The organism is Methylocystis sp. JR02 (assembly GCF_030063565.1).
In the GTDB taxonomy this organism is placed as follows: domain Bacteria; phylum Pseudomonadota; class Alphaproteobacteria; order Rhizobiales; family Beijerinckiaceae; genus Methylocystis; species Methylocystis iwaonis.
In genome coordinates, this window is sequence record NZ_JASIRC010000001.1 from 1,542,753 (window position 1) to 1,555,226 (window position 12,474).

Annotated in this window: 11 protein-coding genes; 7 read left to right on the forward strand and 4 right to left on the reverse strand. The window is 61.8% G+C overall.

What is annotated here, in order from left to right; translation table 11 throughout:
• Window positions 1-220 precede the first annotated feature (220 nt).
• Window positions 221-1,222: a glycoside hydrolase family 5 protein gene (locus tag QNA11_RS07445; protein ID WP_283482525.1), complete on the forward strand. Its 1,002-nt coding sequence runs from the start codon at window positions 221-223 to the stop codon at window positions 1,220-1,222.
• Between the two features lie 51 nt (window positions 1,223-1,273).
• Here QNA11_RS07445 and QNA11_RS07450 read toward each other — a convergent pair whose 3' ends face one another.
• Entirely contained in the window at window positions 1,274-2,395 is a 1,122-nt protein-coding gene (locus QNA11_RS07450) for a glycosyltransferase family 4 protein (RefSeq protein WP_283482526.1), read from the reverse strand.
• 100 nt (window positions 2,396-2,495) lie between these two features.
• Between QNA11_RS07450 and QNA11_RS07455 the strand changes: the two genes are divergently transcribed.
• A complete protein-coding gene (locus QNA11_RS07455; RefSeq protein ID WP_283482527.1) occupies window positions 2,496-3,380 on the forward strand; it encodes a glycosyltransferase family 2 protein in 885 nt (294 codons plus the stop codon).
• Here QNA11_RS07455 and QNA11_RS07460 read toward each other — a convergent pair.
• Window positions 3,355-4,104 (reverse strand): WecB/TagA/CpsF family glycosyltransferase, encoded by a 750-nt coding sequence (locus QNA11_RS07460; protein ID WP_283482528.1) that lies wholly within the window; start codon window positions 4,102-4,104, stop codon window positions 3,355-3,357. The two genes, QNA11_RS07455 and QNA11_RS07460, sit on opposite strands and share 26 nt — an antisense overlap.
• Window positions 4,105-4,868: 764 nt before the next feature.
• Between QNA11_RS07460 and QNA11_RS07465 the strand changes: the two genes are divergently transcribed.
• On the forward strand, window positions 4,869-6,359 hold the full coding sequence (locus QNA11_RS07465) for a S10 family peptidase (RefSeq protein WP_283482529.1): 1,491 nt from the start codon (window positions 4,869-4,871) through the stop codon (window positions 6,357-6,359).
• Between the two features lie 259 nt (window positions 6,360-6,618).
• Here QNA11_RS07465 and QNA11_RS07470 read toward each other — a convergent pair whose 3' ends face one another.
• Together QNA11_RS07470 and QNA11_RS07475 are read right to left on the reverse strand one after the other, a co-directional pair.
• Complete coding sequence (locus QNA11_RS07470; protein WP_283482530.1) at window positions 6,619-7,995, reverse strand: TolC family outer membrane protein; 1,377 nt, start codon at window positions 7,993-7,995, stop codon at window positions 6,619-6,621.
• A gap of 77 nt (window positions 7,996-8,072) precedes the next feature.
• The gene (locus QNA11_RS07475; protein ID WP_281928406.1) at window positions 8,073-8,729 is read right to left on the reverse strand and encodes a TetR/AcrR family transcriptional regulator; all 657 of its coding nucleotides are present in this window, start codon (window positions 8,727-8,729) and stop codon (window positions 8,073-8,075) included.
• 110 nt (window positions 8,730-8,839) lie between these two features.
• Between QNA11_RS07475 and QNA11_RS07480 the strand changes: the two genes are divergently transcribed.
• The 4 genes from QNA11_RS07480 to QNA11_RS07495 all read left to right on the forward strand — a co-directional run bounded on the left by QNA11_RS07480 (window position 8,840) and on the right by QNA11_RS07495 (window position 12,454).
• Window positions 8,840-10,837, forward strand: coding sequence for an FUSC family protein (locus QNA11_RS07480; protein ID WP_283482531.1), 1,998 nt, complete (start codon window positions 8,840-8,842; stop codon window positions 10,835-10,837).
• Entirely contained in the window at window positions 10,834-11,043 is a 210-nt protein-coding gene (locus tag QNA11_RS07485) for a DUF1656 domain-containing protein (RefSeq protein WP_283482532.1), read from the forward strand. Before QNA11_RS07480 ends, QNA11_RS07485 begins: the two co-directional genes overlap by 4 nt.
• The gene (locus QNA11_RS07490; RefSeq protein ID WP_283482533.1) at window positions 11,040-11,957 is read left to right on the forward strand and encodes an efflux RND transporter periplasmic adaptor subunit; all 918 of its coding nucleotides are present in this window, start codon (window positions 11,040-11,042) and stop codon (window positions 11,955-11,957) included. Before QNA11_RS07485 ends, QNA11_RS07490 begins: the two co-directional genes overlap by 4 nt.
• Window positions 11,958-12,031: 74 nt before the next feature.
• Complete coding sequence (locus QNA11_RS07495; protein WP_283482534.1) at window positions 12,032-12,454, forward strand: universal stress protein; 423 nt, start codon at window positions 12,032-12,034, stop codon at window positions 12,452-12,454.
• Window positions 12,455-12,474 lie beyond the last annotated feature (20 nt).

Below are 12,474 nucleotides of genomic sequence, written 5' to 3' on the forward strand. Positions count from 1 at the left end.
TAAACTTGGTTGTTTACCAAGGTAAAAAATGGAGCGCGATCAAATCCGCCATTAACGAAACTGCGCAATTTCGAGAGAATGTTCATGTTGCAGCGCGAATGGACGCCGTAAAACGTAAAATCATTGCGGCGCGCGCCAGCCGGAAAGCGACAGAATCTTGCGATCAAAGCTCCACTTTTCCAATCCCTCTCGTCTCGAGTCCGCCACGCGAGAGCGCGCTTTGGCGCTCTTCTCGAGACTGTCCGCCATCGCCCTCGCAGCAAGCCTCGTCTTCGCGCCAAACGTCGCTCTCTGCTCGGATGCGTGGAAGACGGGCGTAAATCTGTCTGGCGCGGAGTTGAATCCAGGGCGCAACCGCCCAAACATCGATTACGTCCTGCCGACGACGCAACAGATCGACTATTTCACCGAGCGAGGTTTGCTCACGTTCCGGATTCCCGTGCTGAGCAGCCGACTGTTCGTCAGCGATAAATCGATCGTGACCGAGGATTGGCGCGCCCTTGTCGGTTTGATCGATTATGCGGCGCGCAAGGGCGCCGACGTCATCATCGATCTCCATCAGTATGGCGCGATCGACTCACGCCTCATTGGCCGAGACGCTTCAGCGACACAAGAGTTCGCTGCCGTCTGGGGTGAGATCGCCGCGCGGTTACGTGGCCGTACCAACGTCATTTTCGGTTTGATGAACGAGCCGCACGAACAATCGGCCGCCGAATGGTTGACCGGCGCCAACGCTGCAATCGCCGCCATTCGGAAGAGCGGCGCCCGTCAGCTTATCCTCGTTCCTGGCTCCTATTGGAGCGGCGCGCATTCCTGGACCAATACCGACAATGGCGCCGTCATGACGGGCGTCGTGGACCCAGGAGACAACTTCGCCTATGAGCTGCACCAATATCTCGACGCCGATAGCTCCGGCACATCGCCTCAGGCGAGTTTGGGCGCCGGCAAGGCGCGATTGAAAGAATTTACAGAATGGGCGCGCGCCCGCCACGCCAAGGCGTTTCTCGGGGAATTTGGATTCGCGGCGACGCCGGAAGCGTTGGCCGAAGGTCGTGCGATGCTCGACTTTATGGCGCAGAACCGCGACGTATGGGTCGGTTGGGCTTATTGGGCGGCGGGCGCCTGGTGGGGCGACTATATGTTCTCGGTTGAACCAAAAGACGGCCACGACCGGCCGCAGATGAGCGTTCTAAGCGCCTATGGACGCGCGCGCCGTCGCTGAGGCGCAAGCGCGAACTGCCCACGAAGACCCTCGCTCAGATGTCGATCCGCCTCATCCACTGGCGCGCCGCCCGAGGACGTCTCTATAAACCGTTTGGTATTTCTGCCCGACCTGCGGCCACGTGAATTTTTCCGCAACCTTGATCCCGTCGTCGCGCAAGTTCGGAGATGCGGCAAGAGCAGCGAATGCGCCTCGAACGGCGGCCGCGCTCGATCGGGAGTCTTCAAAATCGACGATGCGAACGGCGCCGTGCTTCGAAGCAAAACCGCGGTAGGCCGCGTTGCCATGGACGACCGGAAGGAGGCCTGCGCTCAGCGCTTCGACGAGCGCTATGCCAAACCCTTCATGCTCGGAGGCGCTGACGAAGATGCTGGATTGCCGGATCACCTCTGCGACGCCAGCGTCGTCGAGCCCCAGATAGCATTCCACTTTGGCATCGAGGCCGCGCGCGGAAATCTCGTTGCGTAAGCGTTCGCCCGACCAATCGGACTGAGTTCCGACAATATGCAGCCGCCACTCATCATCCTTGGCCGCCAAGGCCGACATCATATCGAGAAGACGGTCGATCCTTTTGTTATCGGAGAGCCGCCCGATCGTTATCATCGCTTTGACCGGTTCGGCGCTGGCCAGATTTGCGAACTTTGCAATATCGACCCCGTTCTCGACGAGACGCAGATTAGCAGGCGATATATCCGCAAACATCTGATAGTCGCTCTCGCTGCAAGCGACGATCGCGCCATAAAAGCGAGAGGACAGCCGCGTCACGGTATTGAACCAGATTCGCTTGAGCAAAGAGTTTTTGGACGTATGGAAGAAGCCGCCATGCGTGGTCGCGACAAGCGCCCGGCGACGCACACCAAGCGTCAGGGCAAGAAAATCGAAGAAAAAGTCTATTGCATGCACATGAATGATCTCCGCGTCGCCAATGTAGCGGAGTACGCTCGGCGCCAAGGGGTAACGTGACGACCCACGAAAAAGGATGCGCTGGATGGCGATCCCTTCCCGCGTCTCGCGCTCAGGGAGCTTCACGCCCCGGCGCGTAAACAATTCGTCCAGCGTAACGATGCGGACATCGTCGCCTTTGGCGATCTGCTCGAGCGCGAGCCTGCGCACGAATTCTTCCAACCCGCCATTCGAAGGCCAGAATTGACGAACGACATGAACGATCTTCATTAGCGCCCGCCGTCTCCCCATGGCATTCCGCCGAATTAGCGAAGGATTTACGGGGAAAATGATAAAGATCGACCTAACTACTTTCTAGAAGGCAGAATTCATGCGCAGCGCTAATGGGCCGGCAGAGAGTCTCGCATCCGGGAGCCCGAGCCTATCGCTCATCCTTTGCACGGTCGGCCGCACCGCGCCGCTCAGCCGGCTGCTGGAATCTCTTGCCCGGCAAACGAGCGACGACTTCGAGGTGATTTTGGTCGACCAAAATCCGCCGGGCGCACTCGATCCCATCCTCGCCGCCTATGCGGGCAAGCTCAAAATCTCACATTTGACCTCGCCGCGCGGTCTCTCCCGAGCCCGAAATGTCGGCCTTGCGGAAGCGAGCGGAGCGCTGATTTGCTTTCCCGACGACGATTGCTGGTATCCGGATGGGCTCATCGCCGACATCACAGAACGCTTCGCGCGAAATCCTGACATCGAGCTGATCATGGGCAGGACCGTCGACGCCTCGGGCAAAGACTCCCTCGGGAATTTTCTGACGGAGACCGTTGCGATCGATCGCCACAACGTGTGGTTCTGCGGCAACTCCAACACCATCTTCTTGCGCGCCGAACTGGCTCGCAAAATCGGCCCCTTCAACGAAGAACTCGGCGTGGGCGCGTCGACGGCTTTCAAATCGGGCGAAGAGACGGATTATGTGCTTCGGGGACTGAGCCTCGGCGCCGTCGCCTGGTTCCAAAGCGATCTGATCGTTCATCACGATCAGGTTGGCGCCGGAGGAGCCGGAGCCTCCCTCGAACGGGCACGCGCCTATGCGCCCGGATTTGGCCGCGTGTTGCGGCTCCATTACGGCGCGGGCTATTTTCTTTGGCGTTTGGCGCGGATGTTCGCGCGCGCCGCACTCTCGCTCGTTGCGCTCGACTTTACGACAGCGCGAGACAAGCTCGAATGGATGCGCGGAACGATCAAGGGCTATCGAGCGTCGCTTTGATCCGGAACACCAACACCGCCCAGGCAAAAGTGATTGCCCCGACGGTGTAACGCGCCATCAGCCGACGTGGCTCGTTCTTCAGCCGAAACAGCCACTCGAGACGCGCTTTTCGCATCCAGAAAGGCGCGCGAGGCATGCTCTCGGACATGAAATCCAGCAGTGCGCCAACGCCGAAGACGAGCTTGCAATTCAGCGCCTGCGCATTTCTGTGCATGAATAGTTCCTGAAGCGGGTTGCCCATGGCAACGAGGAGCACGTCCGGCGCCTCTTTGGCGATCAACGCGACGATCTCCCGTTCCTGCTCCGCCGAAAAATAGCCGTTGCGCACGAAGACGACCTGATGCCGCGGATAGCGCGCCGCCAGGCTCTTCGCCGCCCGATGCGCGACTCCCGGTTTTCCGCCGAGGAGAGCAATGCGCAGGGAGTGTTTCGATTTGGCAAGAAAGGCCGGAATGAAATCCGTGCCGTTCAAATTTGCTGGAAAAGGCTTGCCTGTGATCAGCCTGGACGCAATGTCGAGCGCCACCCCATCATTGAAAAGAAGCATGCGTGATAGGGCCGCCCGATAGGTTGGGTCGAAAAGGGCTTGGCTGACGCAGTGCGCATTACAAAATGCGACGCGCTTCGGAGAGTCCTTCTCCAGCGCCTCGTCGAGTTGTTTCAGCGCTGCATCGACGGTCAGGTGCTCTACTCTGATCGGCCCCAGGATGAGCTCGTTGGGCATTAGGGAAACTCACACGCCAAATGAAATCCGCAAACATTTAAGCTATAGATCGTTTGCCCGAATTTGAATAGAATACGGACAATTTTAGGTAAATTTTTCTCTTAACCATTCGAACAGTTGGCAGATAGACAGTGCTCGTCAAAACATATTGTTTTTTAATATGTTTTTTGGACGCGTTTTGGCGACTTCTCCAACTCCGGCCGTTTTGAAGCCGGGGAATTTTGCCGCTGCGAGGCAACGTGCCGCACTTGAAGAGCCCGAGAGCGGCGCGTCGACGTCCGGGAGGCAATCGCCGCTCCGCCCCTCGGCGGGTCGCAATCAAATACCCGCCCTCGACAAAGTGATGCGAGATCCGTTTGATTGGCCCTTTCTACAAACTACTTCGCCTCGGGGCTCGGCGGTTTGATCTCCGGCGTCGAGCGAGGGTCCATCTTTGGCGCTGGTTTTACAAAGGAGGGATCGACGTCCTGCTTCGGTTTCAGGACGCCTTTCTGCCTATCGAGGCGCTGGCTGAGGGTTTCGTCGCCAGACGGCTCTCTTTTTGGCTGGGCCTCCTCTGCGGCCAGCGCCCCAACGTATTGGGTTGCCACGAGGAGCACGAAAAAGATTTGAATCGGTCGCATTGTGCCTCCGGATCGCCCGCCCGCCGGATAGATAGAACATTCGGCAGGCGCCGCGGATCGTGGAAAATGATCGAAAAAAGCGGTCGGCGGCGTTTCTCGGCGACGATATGCTTTCTGGACGAGCTCACGAGAGGAGGCGGCATGATGAGATTTGCATCGATCGCGCTGGCGGCGGCGCTCGCTGTCTGCGCTTCTCCGCCCGCCCGCGCCGAGAGCCAGAAACACCCGGAGGAACAAGTTGTTGCGCGGGGGCTGCCGGCCGAGGCGGTGACATCGCACATCATCTCTCTGCAAGGCGAGCAGGTCGCGTTCACCGCGCGTGCGGGAGCCATTCGGCTACGCGACGCCAAGAGCGACGCGCCCCAGGCCGACGTCGCCTATGTTTCCTATGAGCGCAACGGCGCCGACGCCGCCGCGCGCCCGGTCATTTTTGTCTTCAACGGCGGGCCCGGCGCCGCCTCTGCATGGTTGGGGCTCGGCGCCCTTTCGCCCTGGAGACTGCGCTTTCCGCCGGACGCCCCCTCCCCTTCCCGAGCGCCCGTGCTTGCCGACAATGCGGAGACATGGCTCGCCTTCGCCGACCTCGTCCTGATCGATCCGCCTGGGACGGGCTACAGCAAATTGTTGTCCGACAGCGACGACATCGAGAAGCGCTTTTTCTCCGCCGACGGCGACGCCGAGGCGCTCGCCGTCGTCATGCGCAAATGGCTCGCCGCCAGGGGCCGTCTCCTGTCGCCAAAATATATTGTCGGCGAAAGCTACGGCGCTTTTCGCGCGATTAAAGTGCTCACGCCTTTGAGGGAGCGCGAGAACATCGGCGTCGAGGGTCTTTATCTGGTGTCGCCCGCGCTTGATTTTACTTGGTTGCAGGGCGGGCGCAATCTTCTGTCTTACGCGGGTCTGCTGCCCTCCATGACCGCCATCGCGCGCGGCTCCAACGCGCGCAGCGAGCTGGCGGACGCCGAAACCTACGCTGCGGGCGACTATGTCGTCGACCTCCTCAAAGGCGCCAAGGATGGACAAGCGCTTGCCCGCATGAACCAGTCCATCGCACGCTTCACCTTGCTCGACAGCCATTTCGTCTCGCGCCTCGGCGCCCGTATCGACGCGAAGAGCTTCAGTCGCGAACGCGGTCGCAACAAGCAGCGCGTCTCCAGCGCCTATGACGGCGGCGTGGAGGGTTACGATCCCACGCCCTTTGCGCCGGTGAGCGACTGGAGCGATCCGGTTCTCGAAACATGGCGCACGCCGCTCGGCGCGGCCATGATGCGCCTCACCCAGGAAAAGCTCGCCTGGCCGATCGGCGAAGCGCGCTATTTCATCCTCAACGAACGGATCGCGCGCCGCTGGGATTATGGCCATGGCGGACGCGAGAACGCCGAGGTTGTCTCCGATCTGCGTGACGCCTTGGCGCTCGATCCCAGACTGCGGGTTTTTGTCGTCCATGGCGTCGCTGATCTCGTGACGCCCTATTTCGCCACCAAGCTGATGCTCGATCAACTGCCCGCCTATGGGGACGCCGACCGCGTCCGCCTTATTGTGCTGAAAGGCGGGCACATGCCCTATCTGCATGATGAGTCGCGCGCGGGCATGCGCGATGCAGCGCGAAAGCTGGTCGAGGGCCAACACTGAAGATCAGGCGCCATTCCATTTTCGTTTGAACAGCTCGCATCGGGCGCGTGTTTTTCCCGGCGGGCAGCCACAAGAGCGCTGATTTTGCCCAGAGCCCGTCATTGCGAGTGAAGCGAAGCAATCCAGGGCGGCGATGCGGCCCTGGATTGCTTCGTCGCATCGCCGCATGACGGCGGTGATTTTCCTGTGTGTCCAAACGGCGCGAGCGTCGGGGATGGCGCCGAACAAGTCGAGCGGAAGTAAAAAGCGCGCTCGTCGATTACGGACCGCCCAGCGTTTCGACGCCGAACCATTTGACTTTGACCTGGTCGTAATGCGCGCTCGGATCGTAGATTATCACATCGAGATTCAGAGTATCCGCTGAAAGCCGCCCGATGGAGCCGAGAACGGCGTAGGACGCGACGACGAGATCGCGTTGCGCGACAACGATCGCGACGCGCGTGTTCAGGAGCGCCTGCTGAGCATTCAAGACATCGAGCGTGGTGCGCCTTCCAACTTTCGCCTCGTCCCGCACGCCAATGAGCGCAGTCTCCGCCGCTTTTTCGGCGGCGCGCCAGGACGTCAGAGACGCCTTCGCCGTTTCGAGAAGCCCGTAGCTCGACGCCACGCTCGCCCTTACGCTGTCGCGTTGCAGATCCGCATTCAGCCGCGCCTGTCCGAGGCGCTCCTTGGCCTGGCGGATCGACGCATATTCGCCGCCGCCCTGATAGAGCGGCACATTGAGCTGCCCGACGACCGCGGCGGCAAACTGGCGCGTGCCTGGGACGCCCAGAACCGCGTCGCGTTCGTTCGTGAGCTGCGCGCCAACCGATAGAGTTGGCGAAAGCACGCTTTCGGCCGCCGTCACAGCTTGTTCCGCTGCATCGACCTGATGCAGGGCCGCCGTCACGCCCGGATGTTCGGCCAGCGCGACGGTAATCGCTTGGTTCAGGGATTTTGGCAGCAAGGGCTCGACCGAGGGGCTCGGCTCCAGGCGCCTTGGCTCGTTGCCGATAATCTGGCGGTAGCCGGCGATGCTGGTCTTGAGTTGCGCCTGCGCCGCGTAAAGCTGCGAACGCGCCTGCGCCAATGACGCCTGCGCTTGCGCGACATCGGTCTGCGTCACCGCGCCCACGCTGAAACGGTCGGCGGTGACTCTGAGCTGCTGCTCCAGCACCGAGATATTATTTCGCCTCAGGCGCATTATCGCCGTATCGCGCAAGACGTTCATATAAGCGGCGGCGCCGTTCTGGAGGACGGCCTGTTCGGTGAGACGCAGGGTCGAACGCGCGGCGAAAACACTCGACTCGGCCTGCCTGAAGGCGCTTTCGGTGCGCCCCCCATCGAAAAGGGTCTGCGAAACAGCGAGCGTCGCGCCGCGAGGAAAGCTCGAGAAGGCGTCATCGACAAACTGGCGTTGTCCGTTCGCAGATCGGCCCGCCGGGATTTTGATCGCCCCAACCTGCCACCCCGCCGTCGCTTGAATGCTGGCTTTCGGGCGCTTGCCCGCAAGCGCTTTCGGCGCTTCTTCATCCTGCGCGCGAACGCTCGCCCGGCTCTGGTTCAAATCGGGGTTTTCGACATAGGCGCGCGCCAAAGCCGATCGCAGGCTCTCGGCATGAGCCTCGATTCCGCCGGCGAATATCGAGCCGCTCAAAACCGCGCCAACAAGGAGACGGCGCCTCGCCAAGCCCTCCCAGCGCGCGATTCCTCGCTTGTTTTTCACGGCTCTTCTTATTCCTCGAAGAGAAGATCGAGATTGGCGTCGAAGAGCGCCCCGATGTCGAGGGGCTGAGACCTATCGAGCAAGCCATTGTGAACGATCCCGTACCAGATCGGCGCAATCAGCAGCTCCGGATTGTCCACCAGCGCATCGGATTTCAATTCGCCTTCCTCGCGCGCCGATCGCACAAGGTTGCGAAGCTGGTTCAGCAAAGGATCGAACATCTCGCGGCGGTAGATTTCGACGAGCACGGGAAATCGCACGCCCTCTGTCAAGACGAGCCGCGCCAGCGCCGCGCGTCCCTGACGCTCGACGACCTGCATTGCAGGCGACATGGTGCGCCTGAGAAACGCGCCCACCTTCTCGCCCGGCGCCCGGTTGGCGGCGTTCACATCGACGACCGCGCCAGCGATCTCCTGCCGAACGACGCCCTCGAACAAGGCTTCCTTCGTCGGAAAATAACGATAAGGCGTGCCCTTTGCGACGCCCGCCCGCCTCGCGACCGCATCCATGGTCGCGCATGCAAAGCCTCTCTCGAGAAACTCCGCGAGCGCCGCTGAAACGATCGCGCGCCGCGTCTGCGTCGTTTTCTCTACGCTCGGGCTCCTTGCCCGCTGCCGCAGCTCTTTCTGCGGGGCGTCGCCTCGCCGCTGAGCGCCAGCCGCCATCTTGAATGCTCCCTCTCTTGACACAAAATGACTAACCGGTCATTTTTATAAAATCAAGAGGGTTGGCGAAGCCGGCCCGATGAGCGGCTTCGTTTCACGAAGGAAACTACGTGCTGCCCCGCCCCGAGCATTGGCTTTTCTCCATTCAGGCGTTCCTTGCCGGAGTCCTCGCGCTGGCGGTCGCCTTCTGGCTGGACTTGCCGCGGCCCTATTGGGCGCTCGCAACCGTTTACATCACCGCACAGCCGCTCACGGGCGCAACATTTTCGAAGTCCTTCTATCGCGCGATTGGAACATTGGCGGGAGCGGCCATGGCCATTGCGCTCGTTCCCAACCTCGTGAATGCGCCGCCCGTGCTCATCCTCGCCATCGCGATTTGGTCGGGCCTGTGCCTTTATGCGTCGATTCTCGATCGGAGCCCGCGCGGATACGCCTTCATGCTCGCGGGCTATACGACGGCGATCATCGGATTCCCCGCGGTCGATACGCCCATCGAGATCTTCGACCTCGCCTTGGCGCGCACGGAAGAAATTCTCGTCGGCATTTTTTGCGCCGCTTTGGTGTCGAGCCTGCTTTTCCCGCGTAGCGTCGGACCGGCAGTGGCGGAACGCGTTGCGCTATGGCTGAGCGACGCACGGGCCGCCGGACGCGACGCGCTGCGTAAAATCGATCCCGGCGCCCGAGAAGCGCATTGGCTGCAGCTTGCCGCCGACACGACAAAGATCGAAGCGCTTGCCGAGCATCTTCCTTTTGAAGCAGCCACAGACCCGGCTGTGTCGCCTTTGGCGCACAGCCTTGTTCCGCGCATGCTCATGACGCTGCCAATGATTTCGGCTGTCGGGGACCTGATGCGCGAACTCAGCGCGCTCGGCGGTCCCTCGCCCGAGATGGCGTCTTTGCTCGCGCGCGTCGATCCCGCCTTCGCGGCCCACGCCCCTCGCGCGGACGCTACTATGTTGGAAGGGATAGACGCCTTTACCCGCGCTCGCGGCCCCATCACATGCTGGCGGGCGTTCGTCGAGCTCACCCTCGCGCTTCGCCTACGCGACCTTGTCGCTCTTTTTTCGGACAATGACGCCCTCGCGCGCGCCCTTGCCGCCAACACGCAGAGCCTCGACAAGCCCGTCGCCTTTCCGATCGACGCAGATGCGCCGCGCGTTCGCCATGACGAGCATGCCCGCGCGCTCATTGCCGCCGCGACGCTCTCACTCGCCCTCATCTTCTGCTGCGCCTTCTGGATTCTCACGAGCTGGCAGGAGGGCGCCGCCGCAGCGATGATGGCGGCCGTCGCGGGCAGTCTCTTTGCGACACAGGACGATCCCGTGCCTTCTATCCGGAAGTTCGGGATATGGAGCGCCGTCGCCGTCGCAACCTCCGGCCTCTATGTTTTCGTCATTCTCCCCAAGGTCCATAGTTTCGAGACTCTCGCGCTTGCGCTTGCGCCGGCCTTGCTTCTCTTCGGCCTGCTCATTGCGGAGCCGAAGACCTTTGTGATCGGCGTCGCCCTTGGCATTCTCATGCCGACGACCATGGCGCTCCAAAGCGCCTATGAGGTAGACGCCAAAGCCTTCTTGAACACCGGCATGGCGATGATCTCCGGCATGGCGATCGCAGCGGTAACTACCGCGGTGGTGCGCGTCATCGGCGCGGAATGGCGTGCGGCGCAATTTGTTCGCGCGAACAACCGCAGCCTCGCAGAGGTCGCCGATATTCGAAGCCGGCGCAATGACGCCTATCTGCTGGGGCTCATGTTCGACAGGCTGTCGACGATCGCCCCCATCGTGCAATCGGCCGATGAAGACATGCCGGACGCCATGCGGCAATTGGGGGCTGGGCTGAATATGGTCGAAGCCCGCAAGGCGCGCGCGAAGCTTCCGCAGCGGGCGCGGCGACGGCTCGACGCCGCGTTGTTGCGCCTGCGACGCAACTATCGGCGGCATACGCCGCTCGACAGCCGCGCGCTCGCAGCGCTCGATCGCGCCATTCAGGCCCTGCGTGGCGGCGACGCGGCGGAGAGGGAGGCGCTTCTTGCGCTCGCGGGTCTGCGTCGTTGCCTCTTTCCGCAAGCAACGCCGCTTCAACTCGCAGATTTCGGAGGACATCCATGAATGCGGAGGTGAGTTTCTTTGGACTCTATGCGCCCGGACTACTGGTGTGTGCGCCGCTCGCCTACATCCTCGCTTCCCTGTTGCGATTGGCGCTGAGCGCCTTGGGCCTTTATCGGTTTCTCTGGCACCGGGGTCTCTTCAACGCCGCCGTCTTCGTCTGTTTCCTCGGCGCCCTCCTTCACGTGCTTTCGAGGACCGCGCTATGAAGGAAGCCCTTGCGAAATCTCTCGGCGTCGCGATCACTGTGGCGATAACGCTGGCTGCGGTCTTCGTGGGATGGCGTCTGTGGTCTTATTATGAGGAAGAGCCATGGACGCGCGACGGCCGCGTTCGCGCAGAGGTCGTCGCTGTCGCCCCCGACGTCTCGGGCCTCGTGAGCGAAGTCCTCGTGCACGACAACCAACGCGTCCGGAAGGGCGATGTCCTGTTCCGCATCGACCGGAAGCGTTTCGAGCTGGCGTTGCGCCAGGCGGAGGCGACCCTCGCCGGCCGCGCCGCCGCGCGCGAGGTCACGGCGCAGGACTTCACGCGCTACCGCACGCTCGACGCGAAGAACAACATCGCCGTTTCCAAGCAGCAGTTCGAGAATGTGACGGGGCAGCACGAGCAGGCGCGCGCGGCTTACGACCTTGCGGTCGCCGACCGCGATCTCGCCCGCCTCAATCTCGAGCGTTCCGAGGTCCGCGCCTCCGTCAATGGCGCGATGACGAATTTCGAGCTTCGGCCGGGAAGCTATGTGACGGCGGGCAAAAGCGTCGCGGCGCTTGTCGACGAGGATAGCCTTCACGTGGACGGCTATTTCGAGGAGACGAAGCTCCCCATGATCCATGTCGGCGACCGCGTCGCGGTGCATCTGATGGGCGAGCGCCAGCCTCTCTTCGGCCATGTCGAGGGAATTGCGAGCGGCATCGAGGATCGCGATCGCAGCAGCGGCGCCAACCTTCTGGCGAACGTCAACCCCACCTTCAATTGGGTGCGGCTGGCCCAGCGCATTCCCGTGCGCATCGCTCTCGACGAGCCGCCGAAGGATATGCTCCTCGTGGCTGGCCGGACCGCGACCGTCTTTGTCAATCCGCAAGACCAATCGAAGCGGGCCTTTTCGCTGTTTCCCGGATGGTAGGGCCACGAGCCAGCGCGTCTGCTCGGCCCTATATGTGATGAGCGTCGGTCAGGCCTAATTGGGAAACATCAGTCATGCTCACAAGACTCCTCGTCCCCGTCGATCTTGCCGAGCCTCAGATGACAAAGCTGGCCGTAGATTACGCGGAAACGCTCGCCAAAGCTTTCGACGCGGAAATTCGGCTGGCCAATGTGCAATCGCTCACGCCGATCAAGCTTCTCGATTATCTCCCGCGCGACTTCGACGAGAATATAAGGCGCGGTTTCGAGAGCGAATTGGCGAAGGTCGCGGCTGACATCGATTGCCCGGCCGAGCGCATTTCCACAGTGCTGCTGTTCGGTCCCGTGTATCAAACCATCCTGGCGGAGGCTGGGCGCTGGGGCGCGGACCTTATCGTGCTGTGTTCGCACCGTCCCGACATGGACCGCTTTCTGATCGGCTCGAACGCCAGCGCCATCGTGCGCCATGCCGCCTGCCCGGTTCTCGTGCTGCGCTAGAGCGCATTCCGCAAAAGTTG